The sequence below is a fragment of the Streptomyces sp. NPDC088197 genome (genome assembly GCF_044741185.1).
GTDB lineage: Bacteria > Actinomycetota > Actinomycetes > Streptomycetales > Streptomycetaceae > Actinacidiphila.
Genome location: NZ_JBIUSD010000013.1, coordinates 131,756 through 158,027, shown reverse-complemented (window position 1 = coordinate 158,027; position 26,272 = coordinate 131,756). Strand labels below are relative to the sequence as shown.

Sequence of the window (26,272 nt, the reverse complement as noted above, 5' to 3'; positions counted from 1 at the left end):
TCTGACCTGCACACTTGTGCGATTCTTTACTAACTCTTGGGCAATTCGTGTACTGTTCTTGGTGCGGAGTGAAACCTCTCCCTGAACGGACTCAAGTGGCGGGGACCTCCCGCAGCGACGACGCTGACAGTTGCCGTATCGAATTGCCGGAGGACCTGTGGATGTCTCCCTCGCCCTCTGGGCGCTCACCATCGCCGGACTGATCGCCCTGATCGCCGTTGACTTCGTCATCGGCCGCACCCCGCACGACGTCTCCGTCAAGGAGGCAGGGGCCTGGACGATCGTCTGGGTCGTACTCGCCGGGCTCTTCGGACTCGGCCTGCTCGTCTTCTCCGGCGGCCAGCCGGCGGGCGAGTTCTTCGCCGGTTACATCACCGAGAAGTCGCTGAGCGTCGACAACCTCTTCGTCTTCGTCCTGATCATGTCCAAATTCGCGGTGCCGTCCCAGTACCAGCAGCGCGTACTGCTGGTGGGCGTGCTGATAGCGCTGGTGCTCCGCGCGGTGTTCATCGCGGGCGGCGCGGCGATCATCGCCAGCTTCTCGTGGGTCTTCTACATCTTCGGCGCCTTCCTCATCTGGACCGCCTGGAAGCTCATCCAGGACGCCCGTTCGGACGACGAGGACGAGGAATTCGAGGAGAACCGGCTGCTCAAGGCGGTCGAGAAGCGCGTGCCGTCCACCGACAAGTACCACGGCACCCGGCTGTTCATCACGGAGAACGGCAAGCGGCTGATGACGCCGATGCTCGTCGTGATGCTCGCCATCGGCACCACCGACGTGCTCTTCGCGCTCGACTCGATCCCCGCGATCTTCGGCCTCACCCAGGACCCGTACATCGTCTTCACCGCCAACGCCTTCGCCCTGATGGGCCTGCGCCAGCTCTACTTCCTGATCGGCGGCCTGCTCAAGAAGCTGGTCCACCTGTCGTACGGGCTGTCGGTGATCCTCGGCTTCATCGGCGTCAAGCTGGTGCTGCACGCGTTGCACGAGTCCGGTGTGCACGTGCCGGAGATCTCCATCCCCGTCTCGCTCGGCGTCATCGTCCTCGTCCTCGCGGTCACCACCGCCACCAGCCTGGTCGCCTCCAAGCGGCAGGCGGAGGCCGAGGCCGCCGCCTCCGAGGACGAGGAGCGCCCCGCGACGCCGGTCCGCTGACCGGTCCCTGCGCAGTCTCTCCGCCCCCTCCGTACCGACGCCTCCGTACCGACCCCTTGGCGCAGACCGCTCCGTTACGAGGGCTACCGTGGCCCTCGTAACGGAGCGGTTGTGCGTGGCGTGTGGGAAGGCGCGGATGGTGGCGAGCGGCATGGTGGTCCTTCCCGAGCTGACCGGCGCGCGGTTCTTCGACGCCTGGCGGCTCGACGACGTCGCGCTGACCGCCGTCGTCCTGCTCGGCGTCGCGTACGCGCTGGGCGTACGGCGCAAGCGGCGCGCGGGGGAGCGGTGGCCGCTGTGGCGCACCGCCGCGTTCTACGTCCTCGGCCTCGGCACCCTCGTCGTCGCGACGATGTCCTCGCTCGCCGTCTACGACCGGGTGCTGTTCTGGCCCGCCGCCGTGCAGAACATCCTGCTCGACCTCTTCGCCCCGCTCGGCCTGGCGCTCGGCGACCCGCTCGCGCTCGCCGCCCCCGACAGCCGACTGCGCCGCGCCTTCACCGGCCGTACGGTACGACTGCTGATGTATCCGCTGGTCAGCTCGGTGCTGGTGCTCGCCTCCGAGCTGACGATCTACTTCACGCCGTACTTCTCCACCGCCCTCGGCAACGGGCTCGTGCTCCAGCTCATGCACCTGCAACTGCTGCTCACCGGCTGCCTGTTCGTGCTGCCGATGCTCAGCCGTCAGGACCTGCTGCCGTCCTGGTGCGGCCATCCGGTCAGGGCCGCGCTGGTCTTCTTCGACGGGCTCTTCGACTCCGTGCCCGGCATCGTCGTCATGACCAGCGGCACGCTGGTGGCCGGGCACTGGTACGCCGCGCACCCGCGCTCCTGGGGGCCGAGCGTCCAGCACGACCAGATGCTCGGCGGCGGCCTGATGCTCACCCTCGCCGAACTCGTCGCGCTGCCCTTCCTGATCCTGGTCTTCTTCGAGTGGTGGCGGGCCGAGCGGGAGAAGACGGCGGAACTCGACGCGCGGCTGGACCGCGAGGCTGTCGTCGCGATGTCCGGTGCCGGTGCTGGTGCTGGTGCTGGTGCCGCCGCCGGTGCCTCTGCCGCGCCCGCCTCCACAAAGGCCCCCGCGTCCGCCGCCGCTCCCGCGGCCGCTCCCGTTCCGGAGATGACCCGCCCCTGGTGGGAGACCGATCAGGGCGAGGTCGGCGAGCGCATGCGGCGCGGTCGCTGAGCGGTCCGCGGCGGCTCGGGGTCACAACTGCGTTACGGGCACCACGTCACGAGTCGGCGCGTGTCACGCTCTCCCCCTCATACCTGTCCTGGGGGGACAAATTGCGTCAACGTGCCATCACCGCTGCCTGTTTACTGGCCGTCGCGGGGCTCGCGCTCGCGGGATGCGACGGCGACGGGGGGACCGACGACATATCGGGCGCCGCCGCCTCGGTCTCGGCCACACCCACGGCCGCGCCCACCACCACGCAGGCCGCGCTCACCGGCCAACTGCCCAATCTGACCGGGATGCCGCTGCTCGCCGCGCGCACCATGGCCGACGACGCCGGGTTCACCCGGATCGCCGCGCACGACGCGACGGGGGCCGAGCGCACCCAGGTCTCCGACGGCGACTGGAAGGTGTGCTTCCAGCAGCCCGGCCAGGGGCCCGCGGCGCTGTCCGCCCCGGTCGACCTCGCCGTCGTCAAGATCGCCGAGATCTGCCCGCCCGCGGACGGCACCCCGGCGCCGTCACCCACACCCACGGTCACCCGCACCACGGCGCCGTCTCCGACCGCCACGCACAAGGCGACGCCCAAGCCCCGCCCCACCACCGTCACCCACAAGCCGACCCCGAAGCCCAAGCCGAAACCCAAGCCGAAGCCGACCGTCGGGTACACCGAGCCCCCGGTCAACGACCACGACGGCGCCACCGCCCTCTGCAACGACGGCACGCTGTCCTACTCGCAGCACCACCGGGGCACGTGCTCGCACCACCACGGCGTGGCCGTCTGGTACAAGTAGCCCGCCCGCCCGGCCGTACGGCGACCGTACGGACATCCGGGGGAGCGCGGGGCGGGGGCGAGCCGGCGGCAATCCGCTGCTCGCCCCCGCCGGGCCGGGGTGTGCGCGCCGACCGCTACCAGCCGCGCTCGCGCCATTCCTTGAGGTGGGGGCGCTCGGCGCCGAGGGTCGTGTCGTTGCCGTGGCCGGGGTAGACCCAGGTCTCGTCCGGGAGCACGTCGAAGAGCTTGGCCGTGACGTCGTCGAGGAGCGAGGTGAAGGCGGCCGGGTCGTCGTGCGTGTTGCCGACGCCGCCCGGGAAGAGGCAGTCGCCGGTGAAGACGTGCGGGGCGCCGTGCGGGTCGTCGTAGACGAAGGCGATGCTGCCCGGGGTGTGGCCGACCAGGTGCCGCGCGGTGAGGCTGACGCGGCCGAAGGTCACGGTGTCGCCGTCGTCCAGCGCCACATCGGTGGGGACCGGGATGCCCACCGTGTCCTCGCGGCCCGCGTAGGTACGCGCGCCGGTCGCGTCGATCACCGCGCGCAGCGCCTGCCAGTGGTCGCCGTGCTGGTGGGTGGTCGCGACGGCGCCGAGCCCGGCGTCGCCGACGACCTCCAGCAGCGTCTGCGCGTCGTTGGCCGCGTCGATCAGAAGCTGCTCGTCGGTGGCCCGGCAGCGCAACACGTACGCGTTGTTGTTCATCGGCCCGACCGCGACCTTGGTGATGATCAGGTCTTCCAGTTCATGCACGTCGGGGGTCCCGCCCACCGTCACTTCTCCGCTGTACGCCATGCCGCCAGCCTAGAGGTTCGGGGTGCCTAGAGCGGAGGCAGTACGGGCAGCGGGCCGTCGGGGGTCACGGTCAGGCCCTCGTACGGGCCGCGGCCGGAGACCCAGGCCAGCAGGGGGCGGGTGGCGGCGCTGACGGTGAGGTCGGGTTCCGCGGCGGCGCCGATCGTCCAGGACGCGCCGGACTCGGTGTCCTCCAGGCGGACCGCGGCGATGCCCTCGTGCCCGGTGAGGCCGTCGGCGAGGGAGGCCAGCTCACGGGCGGCGAAGTCGGCGGGCAGGTCGGCGGTGGTGGGGCCGATGCCGAGGTCGACCAGGTGCAGCCACACCTCGCCCAGCCGCCGCCAGGGGACCTCGGCGGCGGCGATCACCCGGCCGGAGCGCAGCGTGACCTGCGTCGCCCAGCCCGACGGCGGCACCTGCGCGGCGGCCCGCTCGAACCGCTCCGCCGAGGCCCGCAGATCGGCGAGGTGGTCGTCGAGGGGACGGCCCGCGCCCTCCTCGATGGCCCGGTCGCGGGACGTCGCGTCCGCGTACATCGGGGTCTCCACGCCGGTCCCCGCCCAGATCAGCAGATTGGCCAGGGCGTCGGCATTGCGGGCGACATGGGTCAGCAGATGCCCGCGGGTCCAGCCGGGCAGCAGCGAGGGTTCGGCGACGCCGTCGGCGGGGAGCGCGGACACCGCGGCGACGAATCGGTCGGTGGCTTCCCGGACGGCAACCGCATCGAGTGCGGGATCCGGTCGTTGGACGGTCACGTACCGACGCTAGCGCGTCACCCCGCGCTCGCGCAGGACACACGATCGGGTGAAGTGGTCAGAGCGCGCCCGTAAATCGAATGCACGTGCTATATGGTCGGTGTGTCGCAACTTCTGAGAACGCGGCGAACCGGAAGAAAACCCGAGCGCACCCCGTTTAGGCTGACTGGGGGTGCCGACTCTCCCCCCGTCTCTATGAAAGGTGCGCACTGGCGTGGCCGATCGACTCACCGTCCGTGGCGCTCGCGAGCACAATCTGAAGAACGTGTCGCTCGACCTGCCGCGGGACTCCCTCATCGTGTTCACAGGGCTGTCCGGATCGGGCAAGTCCTCCCTCGCCTTCGACACGATCTTCGCCGAGGGGCAGCGCCGGTACGTCGAGTCGCTCTCCTCCTACGCCCGCCAGTTCCTCGGCCAGATGGACAAGCCCGATGTGGACTTCATCGAGGGCCTGTCCCCTGCGGTCTCCATCGACCAGAAGTCCACCTCGCGCAACCCGCGCTCGACGGTGGGCACCATCACCGAGGTCTACGACTACCTCCGGCTGCTCTTCGCCAGGATCGGCAAGCCGCACTGCCCCGAGTGCGGCCGCCCGATCTCCCGGCAGTCGCCGCAGGCCATCGTCGACCGGGTGCTGGAGCTGGAGGAGGGCAGCCGCTTCCAGGTGCTCTCCCCGCTGGTCCGTGAGCGCAAGGGTGAATTCGTCGACCTCTTCGGCGACCTCCAGACCAAGGGCTACAGCCGTGCCCGGGTCGACGGGGCCACGATCCAGCTCACCGACCCGCCCAAGCTGAAGAAGCAGGAGAAGCACACCATCGAGGTGGTCATCGACCGCCTCACGGTGAAGGACAGCGCCAAGCGCCGCCTCACGGACTCCGTCGAGACCGCGCTCGGCCTGTCCGGCGGCATGGTCATCCTGGACTTCGTCGACCTGCCCGAGGACGACCCGCAGCGCGAGCGGATGTTCTCCGAGCACCTGTACTGCCCGTACGACGACCTGTCCTTCGAGGAGCTGGAGCCGCGCTCCTTCTCCTTCAACTCGCCCTTCGGCGCCTGTCCCGACTGCACCGGCATCGGCTCCCGCATGGAGGTCGACCCGGAGCTGATCGTCCCCGACGAGGAGAAGTCCCTGGCCGAGGGCGCCATCGCGCCCTGGACCGGCGGCATGTCCAAGGGCTACTTCGAGCGGCTGGTCGAAGGTCTCGCGGGGGAGCTGGGCTTCAGGACCGACATCCCCTGGGCCGGGCTGCCCGCCCGCGCGAAGAAGGCGCTGCTCTACGGCCACAAGGCCGAGGTCAGGGTCGCGTACAAGAACAGGTACGGCCGCGAGCGCGCGTACAACGCGCATTTCGAGGGCGCCATCCCGTTCGTGAAGCGGCGGCACCAGGACTCCGAGAGCGACTCCAGCCGGGAGCGCTTCGAGGGGTACATGCGCGAGGTGCCCTGCCCCACCTGCCACGGCAGCAGGCTCAAGCCGATCGTGCTGGCCGTCACCGTCCAGGACCGCTCCATCGCGGACGTCTCCGCCATGTCGATCAGCGACTGCGCCGAGTTCCTCGGCGGGATGAAGCTGGACGCCCGCGACAAGAAGATCGCCGAGCGGGTGCTCAAGGAGGTCAACGAGCGGCTGAAGTTCCTGGTCGACGTCGGCCTGGACTACCTCTCGCTCAACCGCGCCGCGGGCACCCTGTCCGGCGGCGAGGCCCAGCGCATCCGGCTCGCCACCCAGATCGGCTCGGGCCTGGTCGGCGTGCTGTACGTGCTGGACGAGCCGTCGATCGGCCTGCACCAGCGCGACAACCACCGGCTGATCGAGACCCTGGTACGGCTGCGCGACCTGGGCAACACGCTGATCGTCGTCGAGCACGACGAGGACACCATCAAGACCGCCGACTGGGTGGTCGACATCGGCCCCGGCGCCGGTGAGCACGGCGGCAAGGTGGTGCACTCCGGCTCGCTGAAGGAACTGCTGGTCAACGAGGAGTCGCTGACCGGGCAGTACCTCTCGGGCAAGCGCGTCATCGTCACCCCCGACGTACGCCGCCCGATCGACCGCAAGCGGCGGCTGACGGTGCACGGCGCCCGCGAGCACAATCTCCAGGACATCGACGTGTCCTTCCCGCTCGGAGTGCTCACCGCCGTCACCGGCGTCTCCGGCTCCGGCAAGTCGACGCTGGTCAACGACATCCTCTACACCCACCTGGCCCGCGAGCTGAACGGGGCGCGCAGCGTCCCCGGCCGGCACACCCGGGTGGACGGCGACGACCTGGTGGACAAGGTCGTGCACGTCGACCAGTCGCCGATCGGCCGCACCCCGCGCTCCAACCCGGCCACGTACACCGGTGTCTTCGACCATGTGCGGCGGCTCTTCGCGGAGACGATGGAGGCGAAGGTCCGCGGCTATCTGCCCGGCCGCTTCTCCTTCAACGTCAAGGGCGGTCGCTGCGAGAACTGCTCGGGCGACGGCACGATCAAGATCGAGATGAACTTCCTGCCGGACGTCTACGTCCCGTGCGAGGTCTGCCACGGCGCCCGCTACAACCGCGAGACGCTGGAAGTGCACTACAAGGGCAAGTCCATCGCCGAGGTGCTGGAGATGCCGATCGAGGAGGCGCTGGACTTCTTCGAGGCGGTGCCCGCCATCGCCCGGCACCTGCGCACGCTCTACGAGGTCGGCCTGGGATACGTACGCCTGGGGCAGTCCGCGCCGACGCTCTCCGGCGGCGAGGCGCAGCGCGTGAAGCTCGCCTCCGAGCTCCAGAAGCGCTCCACCGGCCGTACGGTCTACGTCCTGGACGAGCCGACCACCGGTCTGCACTTCGAGGACATCAGCAAGCTGATCAAGGTGCTCCAGGGCCTGGTCGACAAGGGCAACACCGTGATCGTCATCGAGCACAATCTCGATGTCATCAAGACCGCCGACTGGGTGGTCGACATGGGCCCCGAGGGCGGCAACGGCGGCGGACTGGTCGTCGCCGAGGGCACCCCCGAGCAGATCGCGGCCGTCCCGGCCAGCCACACGGGCAAGTTCCTGCGGGACGTCCTGGGCGCGGAGCGGATCAGCGACGCGTCGGTGCCCGCGCCCAAGAAGCGGGTGCCCGCCCCCAAGAAGGCCACGGGGACGGCCGCCGCGGCCAAGAAGGGCACGACGGCCGCCGCGAAGAAGACCCCGGCGCCGCGCAAGCGGACGGCGGGCAAGGCGTAGCACCGCGGAAGGTCAAGGACGGGCCGGCGCGGGCGCGGCGGCACGCCGTCGAGGCGCGGTCGTCAGGCAGCGGTCGTCAGGCAGCGGTCGTCAGGCAGCGGTCGTCAGGCGCGGCCGTCAGGCAGTGGCCGTCCGGGAGTGCCACAGAGGAAGCGGACAGGTGGGGGACGTAGGGTTACGGGTCGCGAGACCTCCCCACCTCCCCGACCTGGAGCGCACATGACCACCGAACTGCCCGCCTGCCGCCGTACCGTCCTGCGAGGCGCGGCCCTGGCCGGAGCCGCCGGGTTCGGCCTCACCGCGTGCGGCGGCTCCGGCGGCGGTTCGTCCGACGGGCCCGCCAAAGCCGTGGAGTTGGGCGCCGCCACCGAGGTACCGGTCGGCGGCGCCAAGCTCTACCGGAACGACAAGGTGGTCGTGGCGCAGCCGAAGGAGGGCACCTTCAAGGCGTTCAGCGCGGTCTGCACGCACGCGGGCTGCGTCGTCACCTCGGTGGACGGCACGACGATCACCTGCGCCTGCCACGGCAGCCAGTTCGACGCGGACACCGGCGCCGTGCTCCAGGGCCCGGCGACCAAGCCGCTGCCCGCCGTGCAGGTCACCGCCTCCGGCGGCAAGCTCACCGCCGGTCCGGCGAGCTGACCACCGGCAGTCCGGCCCGCGCGAACCGGCGGTCCCGCCCGCCGGTATCCGCACCGGTCGGCACTGCCCGGCCTGGCCCGGGAATGTCGCATCCCGCCAGTAGGGTGGGAGACATGGCGGACCCCAGCAGCTACCGACCGAAGCCGGGCCAGATCCCCGACTCCCCGGGGGTCTACAAGTTCCGGGACGAGCACGGTCGGGTGATCTACGTCGGCAAGGCGAAGAGCCTGCGCCAGCGGCTTTCCTCGTACTTCCAGGACATCACCAACCTCCACCAGCGGACCGCCACGATGGTGACCACCGCGGCGGCCGTCGAGTGGACGGTGGTCTCCACCGAGGTGGAGGCGCTCCAGCTCGAATACTCCTGGATCAAGGAGTTCGACCCGCGGTTCAACGTCAAGTACCGCGACGACAAGAGCTATCCGTCCCTCGCGGTGACGATGAACGAGGAGTTCCCGCGCGTGCAGGTCATGCGCGGCCCCAAGCGCAAGGGCGTGCGCTACTTCGGTCCGTACGCGCACGCCTGGGCGATCCGCGAGACCGTCGACCTGCTGCTGCGGGTCTTCCCGGTCCGCACCTGCTCCGCCGGGGTCTTCAAGCGCTCCGCGCAGATCGGCCGCCCCTGTCTGCTCGGCTACATCGGCAAGTGCTCCGCGCCCTGCGTCGGCCGGATCAGCGCCGACGACCACCGCGAACTGGCCGAGGAATTCTGCGACTTCATGGCCGGACACACCGGCACCTACCTGCGCCGCCTGGAACAGCGCATGAAGGACGCGGCGAGCGAGATGGAGTACGAGCAGGCCGCCCGGCTGCGGGACGACCTGGAGGCGCTGCGCCGCGCCATGGAGAAGAACGCGGTGGTGCTCGCCGACGCCACCGACGCCGACCTGATCGCCGTCGCCGAGGACGAGCTGGAAGCCGCCGTGCAGATCTTCCACGTACGCGGCGGCCGGGTCCGCGGCCAGCGCGGCTGGGTCACCGACAAGGTCGAGGCGGTCGACACCGCGGGCCTGGTCGAGCACGCCCTCCAGCAGCTCTACGGCGACGAGCGCGGCGACGCCGAGCGCTCCGGCGGCAGCGGCGGTGTGCCCAAGGAGGTGCTGGTCCCGGCGCTGCCCGCACCGTCGGAGCCGGTCGCGCAGTGGCTGAGCGACCGCCGCGGCTCGCACGTCAGCCTGCGCGTACCGCAGCGCGGCGACAAGAAGGACCTGATGGCCACCGTGCAGCGCAACGCGCAGCACGCCCTCGCGCTGCACAAGACCAAGCGCGCCTCCGACCTCACCACCCGCTCCCGCGCGCTGGAGGAGATCGCCGCCGCGCTCGACCTCGACACCGCGCCGCTGCGGATCGAGTGCTACGACATCAGCCACCTCCAGGGCGACGACGTGGTCGCGTCCATGGTGGTCTTCGAGGACGGCCTGGCCCGCAAGAGCGAGTACCGCCGCTTCCAGATCAAGTCCTTCGCCGGGCAGGACGACGTCCGGTCGATGCACGAGGTGATCTCCCGCCGCTTCCGCCGCTATCTGCTGGAGAAGCAGAAGACCGGCGAGTGGGAGGGCGAGTCCGGCGAGGTCCCCGCGAACCACGGCGATGTTCCCCTGGACCACGAGGAACAGGCGTCCGGCCCCATCGACCCCGACACCGGACGGCCGCGCAAATTCGCGTACCCGCCGCAGCTCGTCGTGGTCGACGGCGGACAGCCGCAGGTGGCCGCCGCCCGGCGCGCGCTGGAGGAGCTGGGCATAGACGACGTCGCCGTGTGCGGCCTCGCCAAGCGCCTGGAAGAGGTCTGGCTGCCCGGCGACGACGACCCGGTGATCCTGCCGCGCTCCAGCGAGGGCCTGTACCTGCTCCAGCGGGTCCGCGACGAGGCGCACCGGTTCGCGATCTCGTACCAGCGCAGCAAGCGCTCCAAGTCGATGAAGGCCGGCGCGCTGGACTCCGTGCCGGGGCTCGGCGAGACCCGCAGGCAGGCGCTGCTGAAGCACTTCGGCTCGCTGAAACGGCTCCGGGCGGCGACGATCGAGGAGATCTGCGAGGTCCCGGGGATCGGCCGCCGTACGGCGGAGACGGTCGCGGCGACCCTGGCAGCCGCGGCTCCGGCCGCACCCGCGGTGAACACCGCGACAGGAGAGATCATCGAAGAGGCCGACGGGACCCCGCCCGGGGCGGACCCGTCCCACCATCGGGGGATCAGCACATGAGCGACCAGGACGAACAGGACGGAACGCACGTGACAACCGGCGGAGCGGGGGAGGCCGTGGAGGCCATCCCCGAACTGGTGATCATCTCCGGCATGTCCGGAGCGGGCCGCAGCACCGCGGCCAAGTGTCTGGAGGACCTCGGCTGGTTCGTGGTGGACAATCTGCCGCCCGCGCTGATCCCCACCATGGTGGATCTCGGCGCGCGCTCGCAGGGCAACGTCGCCCGGATCGCCGTGGTCGTGGACGTCCGCGGACGCCGCTTCTTCGACAATCTGCGCGAGTCCCTCGCCGACCTGGCGACCCGCAGCGTCAAGCGCCGGATCATCTATCTGGAAGCCTCAGACGAGGCCCTGGTCCGCCGCTTCGAGTCGGTCCGCCGGCCGCACCCGCTCCAGGGCTCGGGCCGGATCGTGGACGGCATCGCGGCCGAGCGCGACCTGCTGCGCGAGCTGCGCGGCGACGCCGACCTGGTGATCGACACCTCCAGTCTCAACGTGCACGAGCTGCGCGCCAAGCTGGACGCCCAGTTCGCGGGCGAGGAGGAGCCGGAACTCCGGGCCACGGTCATGTCGTTCGGATTCAAGTACGGCCTGCCCGTCGACGCCGACCTGGTGGTGGACTGCCGCTTCCTGCCCAACCCGCACTGGGTGCCGGAGCTGCGGCCCTTCACCGGGCTCAACGACGAGGTGGCGCAGTATGTGTTCAACCAGCCGGGCGCGAAGGAATTCCTCGACCGCTACGCCGAGTTGCTGCACATCATCGCCGCCGGATACCGGCGCGAGGGCAAGCGGTACGTGACGATCGCGGTCGGCTGCACGGGCGGCAAGCACCGCAGCGTGGCGATGTCGGAACGGCTGGCCGCACGGCTGGCCGCGGATGGGGTGGAGACCGTGACAGTGCACAGGGACATGGGGCGCGAGTGATCATGACGGGTCGGCGGCGGCGCCGGGGTACGGGCCGCCGCGCCGGGGTGCCGCCCAAGGTGGTCGCCCTCGGCGGGGGGCACGGCCTGGCCGCCTCCCTCGCCGCACTGCGCCGGATCACCGGCGATCTGACCGCGGTGGTCACCGTCGCGGACGACGGCGGCTCCAGCGGCAGACTCCGCCAGGAGATGGGCGTACTGCCGCCGGGAGACCTCCGCAAGGCGCTCGCCGCGCTCTGCGGGGACGACGAATGGGGGCGCACATGGGCCCGAGTGGTCCAGCACCGCTTCACCAGCGAGGGTGATCTGCACGGGCACGCGGTCGGCAATCTGCTGATCGTCGCGCTGTGGGAACAGCTCAACGACGAGGTCGCCGCGCTGGAGTGGGTCGGGCGGCTGCTGGGCGCCCACGGCAGGGTGCTGCCGATGTCCGCGGTCCCGCTCGACCTGCACGCCATCGTCCGCGGCCACGACCCCGACAGGCCCGACGAGATCAGCACCGTCCGCGGCCAGGCCACGGTCGCCCTCACCCCCGGTGAGGTGCAGGAAGTGCAGGTCGTCCCGGCCGATCCGCCCGCCGTTCCCGAGGCCGTGCAGGCGGTCCTCGACGCGGACTGGGTGGTGCTCGGCCCCGGCTCCTGGTTCTCCTCGGTGATCCCGCATCTGCTCGTCCCCGAGCTGGTCGACGCCCTCATGACGACCAGGGCGCGCCGGGTCCTCACGCTGAACCTCGCGCCGCAACCAGGTGAGACCGACGGATTTTCTCCGCAGCGTCACTTGGAGGTTTTGGCCCGACACGCCCCTAAACTCACCATCGACGTGGTTCTCGCCGACGAGGCCGCCGTACCCGACCGTGACAGCCTCTCCGAGGCCGCACAGCGGTTGGGCGGCACGGTCGAGCTGGCACCGGTCGCCGCCCCCGACGGGCCGCGGCACGACCCGGAGCTGTTGGCCGCCGCGTATGACAGGATTTTTCGTATGCGTGGAAGGATCGGCCCATGGCGATGACGGCAGCGGTGAAGGATGAGATCTCCCGGCTTCCCGTCACCCGGACCTGCTGCCGGAAGGCGGAGGTCTCGTCGATCCTGCGGTTCGCCGGCGGCCTCCACCTGGTGAGCGGCCGGATCGTGATCGAGGCGGAGCTGGACACCGGGATCGCGGCCAGGCGGCTGCGCAAGGACATCCTGGAGATCTTCGGGCACTCCTCCGACCTGGTGGTGATGGCGCCCGGCGGGCTGCGCAGGGGCAGCAGGTACGTGGTGCGCGTGGTGGCGGGCGGCGACCAGCTCGCCCGGCAGACCGGCCTGGTGGACGGCCGCGGCCGGCCGATCCGCGGCCTGCCCCCGCAGGTCGTCTCCGGCGCCACCTGCGACGCGGAGGCCGCCTGGCGCGGTGCCTTCCTCGCGCACGGCTCGCTCACCGAGCCCGGCCGCTCCTCGTCGCTGGAGGTCACCTGCCCGGGGCCCGAGGCCGCCCTGGCCCTGGTCGGCGCCGCCCGCCGCCTCCAGATCCCCGCCAAGGCCCGCGAGGTCCGCAATGTGGACCGCGTGGTGGTACGGGACGGCGACGCGATCGGCGCGCTGCTGACCCGGCTCGGCGCCCACGACTCAGTGCTCGCCTGGGAAGAGCGCCGCATGCGCCGCGAGGTCCGGGCCACCGCCAACCGGCTCGCCAACTTCGACGACGCCAACCTGCGCAGGTCGGCCCGCGCCGCCGTCGCCGCCGGAGCCCGTGTGCAGCGCGCGCTGGAGATCCTCGGCGACGACGTACCGGAACACCTCGCCGCGGCCGGGCGCCTGCGCATGGACCACAAGCAGGCCTCCCTGGAGGAGCTGGGCTCCCTCGCCGAGCCGCCGCTGACCAAGGACGCGGTCGCCGGCCGGATCCGCCGCCTGCTGGCCATGGCCGACAAGCGCGCCTCGGACCTCGGCCTGCCCGGCACCGACGCCAACCTCACCGACGAGATGGTCGGCTAGGGCGTGTCCGCCGGACAGGCCCCGGTCGGCACGCGCGCGGCGGCGGACGGGGCGGAGGCGGAGGGGCCTCGGCCCGATGTCACCTCCGCGCCCCTGGCCGGGTAGGCTCGTCCCTGGTCGGGGACATCCCATATTTCGCAGCCGGAGAGGGCTCCGGCGAATGAGCGAGGAGATCGGTTCGTGACGATCCGGGTAGGCATCAACGGCTTTGGCCGCATCGGTCGTAACTTCTTCCGCGCCGCCTTGGAGCAGGGTGCGGACATCGAGATCGTGGCTGTCAACGACCTGGGTGACACCGCGACGACGGCGCACCTGCTGAAGTACGACACCATCCTCGGCCGCCTCAAGGCCGAGGTCACCCACACCGCGGACTCCATCACCGTCGACGGCAAGACCATCAAGGTGCTCGCCGAGCGCGACCCCGCCGCCATCGCGTGGGGCGAGCTGGGCGTCGACGTCGTCATCGAGTCGACCGGCATCTTCACCAAGGCCGCCGACGCGGGCAAGCACATCGCGGGCGGTGCCAAGAAGGTCATCATCTCGGCGCCCGCCACCGGCGAGGACATCACGATCGTGATGGGCGTCAACCAGGACAAGTACGACGCCGCGAACCACCACATCATCTCCAACGCCTCGTGCACCACGAACTGTGTGGCGCCGATGGCGAAGGTGCTGCTGGAGAACTTCGGCATCGTCAAGGGCCTGATGACGACGGTCCACGCGTACACCAACGACCAGCGCATCCTGGACTTCCCGCACAAGGACCTGCGCCGCGCCCGCGCCGCCGCGGAGAACATCATCCCGACCACCACGGGTGCCGCGAAGGCCACCGCGCTGGTCATCCCCGAGCTGGCGGGCAAGCTGGACGGCATCGCGATGCGCGTCCCGGTCCCCACCGGCTCGGTCACCGACCTGGTCGTCGACCTCGAGCGCGAGGTCACCAAGGACGAGGTCAACGCCGCCTTCCAGAAGGCGTCCGAGGGTCAGCTCAAGGGCCTGCTGGAGTACACCGAGGACCCGATCGTCTCCTCGGACATCGTCAACTGGCCGGCCTCCTGCACCTTCGACTCCTCCCTGACCATGGTCCAGGGCAAGACGGTCAAGGTCATCGGCTGGTACGACAACGAGTGGGGCTACTCCAACCGCCTCGTGGACCTCACGGTCTTCGTCGGCGGCCAGCTCTGACGCCGTAGCGGCCGACGCACAGCGATGTGAGCGACAGGGTCCGGACGGGTGCGACGAAGCGCCGGTCCGGGCCCTGTCCCTTGCCCACTCCGCAGTCCCGTACCCGTCAGTACCCGCAGCCGTACCCGTAGGAGACCGTACAGATGAAGACGATCGACGACCTGATCAGCGAGGGGCGGATCGCCGGCAAGCGGGTGTTCGTCCGCGCCGACCTCAACGTCCCGCTCGACGGGGAGCGCATCACCGACGACGGCCGGATCCGCGCCGCCCTCCCCACCATCACCAAGCTCGCCGAGGCGGGCGCCAAGGTGATCGTGGCCTCGCACCTCGGCCGCCCCAAGGGCGAGCCCGACCCGAAGTTCTCGCTCGCGCCGGTCGCCGCGCGCCTGGGCGAGCTGCTCGGCGAAGGCCGTCACGAGGTGGTGTTCGCCGCCGACACCGTCGGCGAGAGCGCCGCGGCCACCGTGGCGGGCCTGGCCGACGGCCAGGTCGCGCTGCTGGAGAACCTGCGCTTCAACGCGGGCGAGACCAGCAAGGACGACGCCGAGCGCGGCGCCTTCGCCGACCGGCTCGCGGAGCTGGCCGACACCTACGTCGGCGACGGCTTCGGAGCGGTGCACCGCAAGCACGCCTCGGTGTACGACCTCCCGGCCCGCCTCCCGCACGCCGCGGGCGGACTGATCGCCACCGAGGTCGGCGTCCTGAAGAAGCTCACCGAGGACGTCTCCCGCCCCTACGCGGTGGTGCTCGGCGGCTCCAAGGTCTCCGACAAGCTCGGCGTCATCGACCACCTGCTGGACAAGGCCGACCGCATCCTGGTCGGCGGCGGCATGGTCTTCACCTTCCTCAAGGCCCAGGGCCACGAGGTCGGCAAGAGCCTGCTCCAGGAGGACCAGATCCCCGTGGTCAAGGAGTACCTGGAGCGCGCCAAGGCCAAGGGCGTGGAATTCGTCCTGCCGGTCGACGTCGTCGGCGCCACCGAGTTCCCCGACCTGAAGACCAAGGCGCCGTCCTCGCCGGTCAACGCGCCGGTGGACGCGATCCCCGCCGACGTGATCGGCCTGGACATCGGCCCCGAGTCCCGCAAGCTCTTCGCCGCCAAGCTCGCCGACGCCGCCACCATCTTCTGGAACGGCCCGATGGGCGTCTTCGAGCACCCGGACTACGCCGACGGCACCCGCGCGGTCGCCCAGGCGCTGATCGACTCCGACGCGTTCACCGTCGTCGGCGGCGGCGACTCGGCCGCGGCCGTCCGCATCCTCGGCTTCGACGAGAACGCTTTCGGCCATATTTCCACCGGCGGCGGCGCGAGCCTGGAATACCTCGAGGGCAAGACGCTCCCCGGCCTTGCCGCACTGGAGAAGTGAGCAGATGACCGAGCAGAGCACCCGCACCCCGCTGATGGCGGGCAACTGGAAGATGAACCTCAACCACCTCGAGGCCATCGCGCACGTCCAGAAGCTCGCCTTCGCGCTCACCGACAAGGACTACGACGCGGTCGAGGTCGCCGTCCTGGTGCCGTACACCGACCTGCGCTCCGTACAGACGCTGGTCGACGGCGACAAGCTGAAGATCAAGTACGGCGCCCAGGACCTGTCCGCGCACGACTCCGGCGCGTACACCGGCGAGATCTCCGGATCGATGCTGGCCAAGCTGAAGTGCGCGTACGTGGCGATCGGGCACTCCGAGCGCCGCCAGTACCACGGCGAGGACGAGGCCGTCGTCAACGCCAAGGTGAAGGCCGCCTACAGGAACGGCCTCACCCCGATCCTGTGCGTCGGCGAGGGCCTGGACGTCCGCAAGGCCGGCCAGCAGGTCCCGCACACCCTCGCGCAGCTCGACGGCGCCCTGAAGGACATCCCCGCCGAGCAGGCCGCCACGATCGTGGTCGCGTACGAGCCGGTCTGGGCGATCGGCACCGGCGAGGTGGCCACCCCCGAGGACGCGCAGGAGGTCTGCGGGGCGATCCGCGGGCGGCTGGCCGAGCTGTACGACCAGGAGCTGGCGGACGCCGTGCGCATCCAGTACGGCGGCTCCGTGAAGTCCGGCAACGTCGCCGCGATCATGGCGCAGCCGGACGTGGACGGCGCCCTGGTGGGCGGCGCGGCACTGGACGCCGAGGAGTTCGTCAAGATCGTCCGGTTCCGCGACCAGTGACGGAACCGGGGCCCGCGGCCACGGACAGTGAGCCGGGGCACCGGGCAGTGGGCTGACACGCCCCTCAGGAAGTACCCTGTCGGGGCCGGACCGGCGTGACCGCGCCGTCCGGCCCCGCGCCGTTGTCATGTAGTCGAGAGAGTTGGTCCAGCCGTGGTCATCGGGTTCTCCATCGCCCTCATCATTTTCAGCCTGCTGCTTCTGCTGCTCGTGCTGATGCACAAGGGGAAGGGCGGCGGCCTCTCGGACATGTTCGGCGGCGGCATGCAGTCCTCCGTCGGCGGCTCCTCGGTGGCCGAGCGCAACCTCGACCGGATCACCGTCGTGGTCGGTCTGCTGTGGTTCGCCTGCATTGTCACCCTTGGCCTGGTGATGAAGTTCCAGAAGTAGGGCCGACGTTCGACTCCCGCGCATCCAGGGAGAACTGACGCCTCGTCGCCACCCCGGCTTACTATGGGGAGACGTCCTCGGGGGACAGGTCGAGCGCCTGCCACTGGACGGCACGTAAGGTCTCCGTAAACTGGCGACCTCGCAGCACCATCACGCAGGGAGTTACGACCGTGGCAAGTGGCAACGCGATCCGTGGAAGTCGGGTCGGAGCGGGGCCGATGGGAGAGGCCGAGCGCGGCGAGTCCGCGCCGCGCCTCCGCATCTCCTTCTGGTGCTCGAACGGGCACGAGACCCAGCCGAGTTTCGCCAGCGACGCGCAGATCCCGGAGACCTGGGACTGCCCACGCTGCGGCTTCCCGGCGGGGCAGGACGAGGAGAATCCGCCGGCGCCGCCGCGTACCGAGCCGTACAAGACCCACCTCGCCTACGTGCGGGAGCGGCGCAGCGCCGCCGACGGCGAGGCGATCCTCGCCGAGGCGCTGGCGAAGCTCCGCGGCGAGATCTAGCGAGATCAGGGAAGTCCCGGACCTCGGTTGCCGGGCGGGCTCAGACCTCTGAGCCCGCCCGGCGACCGAGGGCTTTCTGTTTTCACGGCACGCTCCGCGGCGGGCGTCTCAGCGGCGGCGCGGCCGGGCCGCGTGCGCGTCCGCGATATGGCCCGTCAACGCGATGGAGGCCGTAGCCCGTTCGTAGGTGAGTTGCGCGACGCGGGCGTACAGGCAGTCCACGATAAGCAGTACGGAGTGGCGGGTGCCGAAGTTGCCGCGCCTGAAGCTGGTTTCGCCCGAGGTGGACGTGAGGCGTACGTCGGCGGCCTGGGCGATCGGCGAGCGCGGGTCGCCGGTGACGGCCACGGTGACGGCGCCGCGCTCCGCGGCCAGCCGCAGCGGCTCCAGCACCTCCCGGGTGGCGCCCGAGTGCGAGATGGCCACCACCGCGTCGGAGGGCGTCAGCAGGGCCGCGGAGGTCTCCGCCGCGTGCACCTCGGTCCAGGCGTGCGCGGCGCAGCCGATGCCGTACAGCCGCGCCTCGGTCTCCCTGGCCACGATCCCCGAGCCGCCGACGCCGTAGACGTCGATCCTGCGGGCCTTCGCGAGCGTCTGCGCGGCCCGTTCCAGTGCCTCGCGGTCCAGCCGGTCGGCGGTCTGCCGCAGCGCCCGCAGATCGGCCTCCGCGACCACCCCGATCACCTGCTCCAGGTCGTCCTCGGGCCCGATCTGCGGCCCGAGCGCCGCCGTACGGGGCTCCGCCTCGCTGCGGCCCTGCTCCTGCGCCAGCTCGATCAGGAGCTGCTGGTACGAGTCCAGGCCGAGCGCCCGGCAGAAGCGGGTGACGGTGGCCTGCGAGGTGCCCGTACGCCGACCCAGCTCGGCCGCAGAGCCGTGCGTCGCCGCGACCGGGTCGGCCAGCACCAGCTCGCCCACCTTGCGCAGGGAACCGGACATCCGGGGCAGTTCGGAGCGGATCAACGCGGTGATCATGGTGACTCGTCTCGGCTGGACGGCTTGAGGACTTGCCTGCGGGTGAATCTATCAACCACCATTCGTGGCAATGAGTGAAATCTACAGCCGACCGCTTGTGATCGGCATCGACGCGGGCGGTACCAGCAGCCGCGCGTATCTGGCGGAGGCGGCGCCGGAGACGGCCGGGGGCCCGGCGGAGGTCGTCGTGCTCGGCCGCGGCACCGGGGGGCCGGGCAACGCGCTGAGCGTCGGCCGGGCCGAACTGACCCGGCACCTGACGGACGCGGTCGCCCAGGCGGTCCCGGCCGACCTGCGGGGGCGGGTCGCCGCGGTCTACGGCGGCTTCGCGGGCGCCGCGGAAGGGCTCGGCGCCGAGCGCGGCCACGGCCTCGCGCTGTCCTGTCTGGCCGACGCGCTGGCCGCCAACGGCATCACGGGCGCCGCGATCGGCGTCGGCGGCGACACCGAGGTCGCGCTGGCCTCCGCGCCCGGCGCGCCCGGCGACGGCCTGGTGCTGATCGCGGGCACCGGCGCCATCGCCACCCGGCTCACCGGCAGACGCCGCTCCGCGGTCGTGGACGGCCACGGCTGGCTGCTCGGCGACGAGGGCAGCGGCTTCTGGCTCGGCGGCCGGGCGGTGCGGGCGGCGCTGGAGGCGCTGGACGGCCGCGGCCCCTGGACCTCGCTGGTCGCCAGGGTCGCCGCGCACTATCTGCCGCCGGGCGCGTACGAGCGGCTGGGCGGCACCGGGCGCCTGGACGGCGCGGAACGGCCACTGCCCGACGGCGAGGCGCGCGCCGATCTCAGCGAGGCCATCGTGACCAGCGCGTACGAGCAGACGCCCGCCCGGCTCGCGCAGCTCAGCAGGCAGGCGGTGGAGGCGGCGGACGAGGGCGACGCGGTGGCGCTGCGGCTGCTGGACGGCGCGGCCGATTTGCTGGTGGCGACCGTACGGGCGCTGGAGCCGCGGCCGGGGGAGCCGCTGGTGCTCACCGGCGGACTGCTCGGGCCCGGCGGCCCGCTGCTCGACCGGGTCGTCGCCCGGCTCGACGGGCTCGCGCTGCGGGTCTTCCCGGTGGCGAACGGGGGAGTGGGGGCGGCGGCGCTGGCACGGCTGTTGCTGTGAGGGCGGGGGCCGCTGGTGTGAGGGCGGGGCCCTCTGGGGCGAGGGGTCTCCTGTGGTGAGGCCGGGTTCCTCGCGGGGTCACGGCGGCGCCGGGGTGTCTTGACGGCGGCGCGAAGGGTGGTTCATTGTTTCATCGGACCATCTCAAAGATGGTTGATCGAGCCGAACCGGCCACCGATCTCACCACCCGACCCACCAAGGGGGCTCGGCCATGGCCGACGCACAGCTCAGCGCCGCCCGGTTCGCCGACGAGGGGCGCGCCGCCGTCGAGCGCGCCATCGCGGCCAACAAGGACTCCGTCGCCGCCGCGGGACGGCTCTTCGCCGACTGCGTGGCCGCCGACGGTGTGATCCACGGCTTCGGCACCGGCCACTCCCAGGCCACCGTCCTGGAGATCGTCGGCCGCGCGGGCGGCCTGATCCCCACCAACCGGATCGGCCTCGCCGATCTCGTGCTGCGCGGCGGCGAGGACCGCTCGGTGCTCGACGACCCGCTGCTGGAACGTTCCCCCGGCCTGGCCAGGCGGCTGTACGACCTGTCGACGCCGCACCCGCGGGACCTGTTCGTGATCGTCTCCAACTCCGGTGTGAACAACTCCGTGGTGGACATGGCCCTCCAGGTCAAGGAGGCGGGGCATCCGCTGGTCGCCCTCACCTCGCTGACCCACACCCGCGCCGTGCCCGCTCTGCACCCCAGCGGCAAGCGGCTCGCGGACATCGCCGACGCCGTCCTCGACAACTGCGCGCCCGCCGGTGACGCCCTGCTCCCGCTGCCCGACGGCGGCGCGCTGTGCGGTGTCTCCACCATCACCTCGGCCCTGCTGGTCCAGATGGTCGTCGCCGAGTGCGTGGGCCTGCTCACCGCCGAGGGGCACCAGGCCCCGGTCTACATCTCCGCGAATCTGCCCGGCGGCTTCGAGCGCAACGCCGTCCTGGAGGAGCGCTACGCGGGCCGCCTGCACCGCGGCGGTTTCTGACCCGTCGCCACTTCTCCCCCGCCACCGAGCCGCCCGCGCTCGCCGAGTCCGCCGCGCTGCCCCGGCGCGGCGGACTCGGCCCGCCGCGGTCACCGTGACGGCCGTATCCGGCGCTCTCGGCACGGTGCGGAACGTCAGTGAGGTGACGCTCCTCCAGGAACGCACCCCGGCGGACCTGCTCGGCCGGGTCAGCGCCGCCAACCGCACGCCTTCCTGATGCCCGCCCTCGTCTCGTTCCGGCGTGTCATCAATTAGCGTGGGGCGTGCAGCGAGGACGAGGAGAAGTGGACTGATGTCCGAAACGAACGCGCAGGGCCCGAAGGCTCTCGACCAGCGTGCCGAATGGCACGCGCTCGGCAAGCACCGCGAGGAACTGGCGGACGCGCACCTGCGGGATCTGTTCGCGGCCGACCCCGAGCGGGGCAGCCGTTACACCCTCCAAGTGGGTGACCTCCATCTGGACTACTCCAAGCAGCTCGTGACGGACGAGACGCTCCGGCTGCTGCGCGAACTGGCCGCCGCGACCGGGGTGTTCGAGCTTCGTGACGCGATGTTCCGCGGCGAGCGGATCAATGTCACCGAGGACCGGGCGGTCCTGCACACCGCTCTGCGCGCCCCGCGCTCCGCGGTGATCGAGCTGGACGGCCAGGACGTCGTGCCCGCCGTGCACTCCGTGCTCAACAAGATGCAGGTCTTCTGCGACCGGGTGCGCTCGGGGGAGTGGACCGGCCACACCGGCAAGCGGATCAGGAATGTCGTCAACATCGGCATCGGCGGCTCCGACCTCGGCCCCGCGATGGCCTACGAGGTGCTGCGCGCCTACACCGACCGCGGTCTGACGGTCCGTTTCGTGTCCAACGTGGACGGCGCCGACCTGCACGAGGCGGTCCGTGACCTGGACGCGGCCGAGACGCTGTTCATCATCGCGTCCAAGACCTTCACCACCATCGAGACCATCACCAACGCCACCTCCGCCCGCGACTGGCTGCTCACCGAGCTGCGCGCCGACGAGTCCGCGGTCGCCAAGCACTTCGTGGCGCTGTCCACCAACGCGGAGAAGGTCGCCGACTTCGGCATCGACACCCAGAACATGTTCGAGTTCTGGGACTGGGTCGGCGGCCGGTACTCCTACGACTCGGCCATCGGCCTCTCCTTGATGCTGGCCATCGGCCCCGACCGCTTCCGCGAGATGCTGGCCGGATTCCACCTGGTCGACGAGCACTTCAGGACCGCGCCGCCGGAGGAGAACGTCCCGCTGCTGCTCGGCCTGCTCGGCGTCTGGTACGGCGGATTCCACGACGCGCAGTCGCACGCGGTGCTGCCGTACAGCCACTACCTGAGCAAGTTCACCGCCTACCTCCAGCAGCTCGACATGGAGTCCAACGGCAAGTCCGTGGACCGGCAGGGCAACCCGGTGACCTGGCAGACGGGTCCGGTCGTCTGGGGCACGCCGGGCACCAACGGGCAGCACGCGTACTACCAGTTGCTGCACCAGGGCACCAAGCTCGTCCCCGCGGACTTCATCGGCTTCGCGCGGCCGGTCGAGGAACTCGGGCCGCTCGCCTCCCAGCACGACCTGCTGATGGCGAACTTCTTCGCGCAGACCCAGGCGCTGGCCTTCGGCAAGACGCCGGACGAGGTCAGGGCCGAGGGCGTGCCCGAGGAGCTGGTCCCGCACAAGACCTTCCGCGGGAACCACCCCACGACCACCATCCTGGCCACCGAGCTGACGCCGTCCGTCCTCGGCCAGCTCATCGCCCTCTACGAGCACAAGGTGTTCGTCCAGGGCGCCGTCTGGAACATCGACTCCTTCGACCAGTGGGGCGTCGAGCTGGGCAAGGTCCTCGCCAAGCGCGTCGAGCCCGCCCTCGCCGAGGGCACCGCAGTCCCCGGCCTGGACGCCTCCACCACGGCCCTGGTCGCCAAGTACCGCGAGCTGCGTGGTCGCTGAGGCACCACGCACCGCGGCGGTTCACCGGAGATCCGGTGAACCGCCGCGGTGGCGAGCGACCAGGCCGAGGGCCGCTCGGACGGCCTACGACGAGGCCGGCGGATACAGCTGCGGCGGGAGCTTGGCCGCCGCGGTCCGGTCCAGCAGCCACAGGGTCCTGGACCGCCCGTAGGCACCCGAGGCGGGCGCCTGCAACTCACCCGGGGACGACAGCGCCAGGGCCACCGCCGAAGCCTTGTCCTCGCCCGCCGCCAGCAGCCACACCTCGCGGGCTGCGCGGATCGCGGGCAGCGTCAGCGAGATCCTGGTCGGCGGCGGCTTCGGAGCGCCGTGCACACCGACGACCGTCCGCTCGCTCTCCCGCACCGCGGGGCGCTCGGGGAAGAGCGACGCCACATGCGTGTCGGGCCCCACCCCCAGCATCAGCACGTCGAAGGCCGGCACCCGCAGCCGGTCCTCGGGACCCGCCGCCGCGGCCAGCTCCGCCGCGTACGCCTCGGCCGCCTCGTCGGCGTCGGCGTACGGCCCGTCCGAGGCGGGCATGGCGTGCACCCGCGACGGATCGACCGGGACCGCGTCCAGCAGCTCCGCGCGGGCCTGCGTGACATTGCGCTCCGGGTCGCCGTCCGGCTCGAACCGCTCGTCGCCCCACCACAGGTCCAGATGCGCCCAGTCCACCGCGTCACGCGCGGGGGACGCGGCGAGGGCGGCGAGCAGCGCGTTGCCGTTGCGCCCGCCCGTGAGCACCACCGAAGCGGTGCCACGGGCGGCCTGGGCGTCCACGACCTTGGTGATCAGCCGGGCCGCCGCGGCCTGCGCCATCAGCTCCTTGTCCCGGTGGACGACCACCTGTGGCGTGCTCACTTCGCGCTCTCCGCCTTCTTGGCCACGGCGGCCCGCTTGGCGGCGCTGGGCGTCTTGTCCTTCGCCGTGACGGTGCCGTCCGGGCTCACCGTCTCCGCGCCGCCGGGGTTGTTGACCAGGTGCTTGACCCCGAACTGCACGGTGGAGCGGTATATGTCGTCCGGGTCCAGACGGCGCAGCTCCTCCGCGATCAGCTCGGAGGTCTCACGCCGCTTGAGCGCCACATGCCGGTCCGGCTGACCCGGCATCGCCAGCTCCGCCAGCGCGCCGTCCGCCCGGTCGAGGCAGATGTCGCCGTCGGCCGTCGCCAGCCGCACCGCGGTGATGCCGGGGCCGTCGGAGACCCTGCGCTCCACCGGCACACCCAGCCGGTCCGCGAGCCACAGCGCGAGCAGTTCCGTACTCGGGTTGTACGCCTCGCCGTCGACGATCGCGTCGGTGATCTTCGAGTGCTTCTGGTCCAGGGCCGCCGCGAGCATCGAACGCCACGGGGTGATCCGGGTCCAGGCCAGGTCGGTGTCGCCGGGCGAGTAACTGGCCGCGCGGACGCCGAGCGACGCCACCGGGTCCTCGGCCGCCGCGGCGTCCGTGATCCGGCGCTGCGCGAGGCGACCCAGCGGGTCCTCCGCCGCGTTGTCCGGCGCGTTGTCCGGCCACCAGACGACCACGGGGGCGTCGGGCAGCAGCAGCGGCAGCACCACCGACTCGGCGTGGTTGGCCAGCTCGCCGTGCAGCCGCAGCATCACGGTCTCGCCGGTGCCCGCCTCCGAGCCGACCAGCACCTCCGCGTCGAGCCGGGCGCTCGCCCGGTCCCGCGGCGAACGGCCCGGCCGCTTGACGACGACCAGAATCCGCGACGGGTGCTCCTTGGACGCCTCGGTGGCGGCCTTGAGCGAGTCGTAGGCACTGCCCTCGTCGGTGACGATGACCAGGGTCAGCACCATCCCGACCGCGGGAGTGCCGATCGCCCGCCGGGCCTGGATCAGACCCGAGTTGATTTTCGCGGACGTGGTGTCCGTCAGATCGATCTTCATGGCCGACGCCAGCTCCTGCCGTCTCGTGCGAGCATCTCGTCCGCCTCGACCGGTCCCCAGGTGCCGGACGCGTACTGGGCGGGCTTGCCGTGCTTGTCCCAGTACTCCTCGATCGGGTCGAGGATCGTCCAGGAGATCTCGACCTCCTGGTGGCGCGGGAAGAGGTTGGCGTCACCGAGCAGCACATCGAGGATGAGCCGCTCGTACGCCTCCGGGCTGGACTCGGTGAAGGACTCGCCGTACGCGAAGTCCATCGTCACGTCCCTGACCTCGGTCGAGGTGCCGGGCACCTTCGAACCGAACCGCACCGTCACGCCCTCGTCCGGCTGCACCCGGATGACCAGGGCGTTCTGCCCCAGCTCCTCGGTGGCCCCGGACTCGAACGGCAGATACGGCGCCCGCTTGAAGACCACCGCGATCTCGGTGACGCGGCGGCCCAGCCGCTTGCCGGTCCGCAGGTAGAACGGCACACCCGCCCAGCGCCGGTTGTTGATCTCCAGCTTCACGGCCGCGTAGGTGTCGGTCTTGGACTTGGGGTCGATGCCGTCCTCCTCCAGGTACCCGAGCACCTCCTCGCCGCCCTGCCAGGCGTGCGCGTACTGGCCGCGCACGGTGTTCTTGCCGAGGTCGTCGGGGAGGACGACCGCGCTGAGCACCTTCAGCTTCTCCGCGGTGAGCGCCTTCGGGTGGAAGGAGCCGGGCTCCTCCATCGCGGTCAGCGCCAGCAGTTGCAGCAGGTGGTTCTGGATCACGTCGCGCGCGGCGCCGATGCCGTCGTAGTACCCGGCCCGGCCGCCGATGCCGATGTCCTCGGCCATGGTGATCTGGACGTGGTCGACGTACGACCGGTTCCAGATCGGCTCGTACATCGTGTTGGCGAAGCGCAGCGCCAGGATGTTCTGGACGGTCTCCTTGCCCAGGTAGTGGTCGATCCTGAAGACCTCGTTGGGCGGGAAGACCTCGTGCACCACCTGGTTGAGGTCCATCGCGCTCGCCAGGTCGTGGCCGAACGGCTTCTCGATGACCGCGCGCCGCCAGGAGTCCCCGGTGCCGTCCGACAGCCCGTGCTTCTTGAGCTGCTGCACCACGTTGGGGAAGAACTTCGGCGGTACGGACAGGTAGAAGGCGAAGTTGCCGCCCGTGCCCCGCGCCTTGTCCAGCTCCTCGATGGTCGCCTTCAGCGTCTCGAAGGCGGTGTCGTCGTCGAAGTCGCCCTGCACGAAGCGGCAGCCCTCGGCGAGCTGCTGCCACACCTCCTCACGGAAGGGCGTGCGCGCGTGCTCCTTGACCGCGTCGTGGACCTCCTGGGCGAAGTCCTCGTTCTCCCACTGGCGGCGGGCGAAGCCGACCAGCGCGAAGCCCGGCGGCAGCAGACCGCGGTTGGCCAGGTCGTACACGGCCGGCATCAGCTTCTTGCGCGACAGGTCACCCGTCACGCCGAAGATGACCAGGCCGGACGGGCCCGCGATCCGCGGCAGCCGCCGGTCCAGCGGATCCCGCAGCGGGTTGCCTTCCGAAGATGTCAG

23 protein-coding genes are annotated in these 26,272 nt (G+C 71.2%); 17 read left to right on the top strand and 6 right to left on the bottom strand.

The window, feature by feature from the left end:
- The first annotated feature begins 157 nt into the window (after positions 1 to 157).
- The 3 genes from ACIOC1_RS27250 (at position 158) to ACIOC1_RS27240 (ending at position 3,124) form a co-directional block, all read left to right on the top strand.
- Positions 158 to 1,156: a TerC family protein gene (locus ACIOC1_RS27250; RefSeq protein ID WP_355333925.1), complete on the top strand. Its 999-nt coding sequence runs from the start codon at positions 158 to 160 to the stop codon at positions 1,154 to 1,156.
- A gap of 151 nt (positions 1,157 to 1,307) precedes the next feature.
- Positions 1,308 to 2,342: a cytochrome c oxidase assembly protein gene (locus ACIOC1_RS27245; RefSeq protein WP_401856617.1), complete on the top strand. Its 1,035-nt coding sequence runs from the start codon at positions 1,308 to 1,310 to the stop codon at positions 2,340 to 2,342.
- A 101-nt stretch (positions 2,343 to 2,443) separates the two neighbouring features.
- Positions 2,444 to 3,124 carry a DUF3761 domain-containing protein gene (locus ACIOC1_RS27240; protein WP_401856616.1) on the top strand — a complete coding sequence of 227 codons (681 nt, stop codon included), beginning with the start codon at positions 2,444 to 2,446 and terminating at the stop codon, positions 3,122 to 3,124.
- 115 nt (positions 3,125 to 3,239) lie between these two features.
- Here the strand turns inward: ACIOC1_RS27240 and ACIOC1_RS27235 are convergent, their stop codons facing one another.
- Complete coding sequence (locus ACIOC1_RS27235; RefSeq protein WP_391044077.1) at positions 3,240 to 3,896, bottom strand: MBL fold metallo-hydrolase; 657 nt, start codon at positions 3,894 to 3,896, stop codon at positions 3,240 to 3,242.
- A gap of 26 nt (positions 3,897 to 3,922) precedes the next feature.
- Complete coding sequence (locus tag ACIOC1_RS27230) at positions 3,923 to 4,651, bottom strand: maleylpyruvate isomerase family mycothiol-dependent enzyme (RefSeq protein ID WP_401856615.1); 729 nt, start codon at positions 4,649 to 4,651, stop codon at positions 3,923 to 3,925.
- Between the two features lie 214 nt (positions 4,652 to 4,865).
- On the opposite strand from ACIOC1_RS27230, the gene uvrA reads away from it, so the two are divergent.
- The 11 genes from uvrA to ACIOC1_RS27175 all read left to right on the top strand — a co-directional run bounded on the left by uvrA (position 4,866) and on the right by ACIOC1_RS27175 (position 17,838).
- A complete protein-coding gene (uvrA, locus tag ACIOC1_RS27225; protein WP_391044083.1) occupies positions 4,866 to 7,856 on the top strand; it encodes an excinuclease ABC subunit UvrA in 2,991 nt (996 codons plus the stop codon).
- A 219-nt stretch (positions 7,857 to 8,075) separates the two neighbouring features.
- Positions 8,076 to 8,498, top strand: coding sequence for a Rieske (2Fe-2S) protein (locus tag ACIOC1_RS27220; protein WP_355333910.1), 423 nt, complete (start codon positions 8,076 to 8,078; stop codon positions 8,496 to 8,498).
- 113 nt (positions 8,499 to 8,611) lie between these two features.
- The gene (gene uvrC / locus ACIOC1_RS27215) at positions 8,612 to 10,702 is read left to right on the top strand and encodes an excinuclease ABC subunit UvrC (RefSeq protein WP_391044085.1); all 2,091 of its coding nucleotides are present in this window, start codon (positions 8,612 to 8,614) and stop codon (positions 10,700 to 10,702) included.
- Complete coding sequence (gene rapZ / locus ACIOC1_RS27210; RefSeq protein WP_355333906.1) at positions 10,699 to 11,625, top strand: RNase adapter RapZ; 927 nt, start codon at positions 10,699 to 10,701, stop codon at positions 11,623 to 11,625. Before uvrC ends, rapZ begins: the two co-directional genes overlap by 4 nt.
- A 2-nt stretch (positions 11,626 to 11,627) precedes the next feature.
- Complete coding sequence (gene yvcK, locus ACIOC1_RS27205; RefSeq protein WP_355333903.1) at positions 11,628 to 12,632, top strand: uridine diphosphate-N-acetylglucosamine-binding protein YvcK; 1,005 nt, start codon at positions 11,628 to 11,630, stop codon at positions 12,630 to 12,632.
- Complete coding sequence (gene whiA / locus ACIOC1_RS27200) at positions 12,623 to 13,600, top strand: DNA-binding protein WhiA (RefSeq protein ID WP_188284204.1); 978 nt, start codon at positions 12,623 to 12,625, stop codon at positions 13,598 to 13,600. The genes yvcK and whiA overlap by 10 nt, the downstream gene beginning before the upstream one ends.
- A 180-nt stretch (positions 13,601 to 13,780) precedes the next feature.
- Positions 13,781 to 14,785, top strand: coding sequence for a type I glyceraldehyde-3-phosphate dehydrogenase (gene gap / locus ACIOC1_RS27195; RefSeq protein ID WP_355333900.1), 1,005 nt, complete (start codon positions 13,781 to 13,783; stop codon positions 14,783 to 14,785).
- A gap of 143 nt (positions 14,786 to 14,928) precedes the next feature.
- Positions 14,929 to 16,152 (top strand): phosphoglycerate kinase, encoded by a 1,224-nt coding sequence (locus tag ACIOC1_RS27190; protein ID WP_401856614.1) that lies wholly within the window; start codon positions 14,929 to 14,931, stop codon positions 16,150 to 16,152.
- Positions 16,153 to 16,156: 4 nt separating this feature from the next.
- Positions 16,157 to 16,942 carry a triose-phosphate isomerase gene (gene tpiA / locus ACIOC1_RS27185; RefSeq protein ID WP_391044090.1) on the top strand — a complete coding sequence of 262 codons (786 nt, stop codon included), beginning with the start codon at positions 16,157 to 16,159 and terminating at the stop codon, positions 16,940 to 16,942.
- A 153-nt stretch (positions 16,943 to 17,095) separates the two neighbouring features.
- Positions 17,096 to 17,332, top strand: a complete 237-nt coding sequence (gene secG / locus ACIOC1_RS27180) for a preprotein translocase subunit SecG (protein ID WP_355333892.1) — start codon at positions 17,096 to 17,098, stop codon at positions 17,330 to 17,332.
- 170 nt (positions 17,333 to 17,502) lie between these two features.
- Positions 17,503 to 17,838, top strand: a complete 336-nt coding sequence (locus ACIOC1_RS27175) for an RNA polymerase-binding protein RbpA (protein ID WP_073497103.1) — start codon at positions 17,503 to 17,505, stop codon at positions 17,836 to 17,838.
- A 108-nt stretch (positions 17,839 to 17,946) separates the two neighbouring features.
- Here ACIOC1_RS27175 and ACIOC1_RS27170 read toward each other — a convergent pair whose 3' ends face one another.
- Positions 17,947 to 18,813 (bottom strand): MurR/RpiR family transcriptional regulator, encoded by an 867-nt coding sequence (locus tag ACIOC1_RS27170; RefSeq protein ID WP_188284199.1) that lies wholly within the window; start codon positions 18,811 to 18,813, stop codon positions 17,947 to 17,949.
- A 70-nt stretch (positions 18,814 to 18,883) separates the two neighbouring features.
- Here ACIOC1_RS27170 and ACIOC1_RS27165 point away from each other — a divergent pair, with 70 nt between their 5' ends.
- The 3 genes from ACIOC1_RS27165 (at position 18,884) to pgi (ending at position 22,848) form a co-directional block, all read left to right on the top strand.
- Positions 18,884 to 19,921: a BadF/BadG/BcrA/BcrD ATPase family protein gene (locus ACIOC1_RS27165; protein WP_355333887.1), complete on the top strand. Its 1,038-nt coding sequence runs from the start codon at positions 18,884 to 18,886 to the stop codon at positions 19,919 to 19,921.
- A gap of 211 nt (positions 19,922 to 20,132) precedes the next feature.
- On the top strand, positions 20,133 to 20,897 hold the full coding sequence (locus tag ACIOC1_RS27160) for a sugar isomerase domain-containing protein (RefSeq protein ID WP_401856613.1): 765 nt from the start codon (positions 20,133 to 20,135) through the stop codon (positions 20,895 to 20,897).
- Between the two features lie 292 nt (positions 20,898 to 21,189).
- A complete protein-coding gene (gene pgi, locus ACIOC1_RS27155; protein ID WP_401313345.1) occupies positions 21,190 to 22,848 on the top strand; it encodes a glucose-6-phosphate isomerase in 1,659 nt (552 codons plus the stop codon).
- 84 nt (positions 22,849 to 22,932) lie between these two features.
- Here pgi and pgl read toward each other — a convergent pair whose 3' ends face one another.
- The 3 genes from pgl to zwf are packed head-to-tail and all read right to left on the bottom strand — an operon-like array spanning position 22,933 to position 26,272.
- Positions 22,933 to 23,712 carry a 6-phosphogluconolactonase gene (gene pgl / locus ACIOC1_RS27150; RefSeq protein ID WP_401856612.1) on the bottom strand — a complete coding sequence of 260 codons (780 nt, stop codon included), beginning with the start codon at positions 23,710 to 23,712 and terminating at the stop codon, positions 22,933 to 22,935.
- Positions 23,709 to 24,746, bottom strand: a complete 1,038-nt coding sequence (gene opcA / locus ACIOC1_RS27145; protein ID WP_355333876.1) for a glucose-6-phosphate dehydrogenase assembly protein OpcA — start codon at positions 24,744 to 24,746, stop codon at positions 23,709 to 23,711. The genes pgl and opcA overlap by 4 nt, the downstream gene beginning before the upstream one ends.
- The gene (gene zwf, locus ACIOC1_RS27140) at positions 24,743 to 26,272 is read right to left on the bottom strand and encodes a glucose-6-phosphate dehydrogenase (protein ID WP_355334683.1); all 1,530 of its coding nucleotides are present in this window, start codon (positions 26,270 to 26,272) and stop codon (positions 24,743 to 24,745) included. Before zwf ends, opcA begins: the two co-directional genes overlap by 4 nt.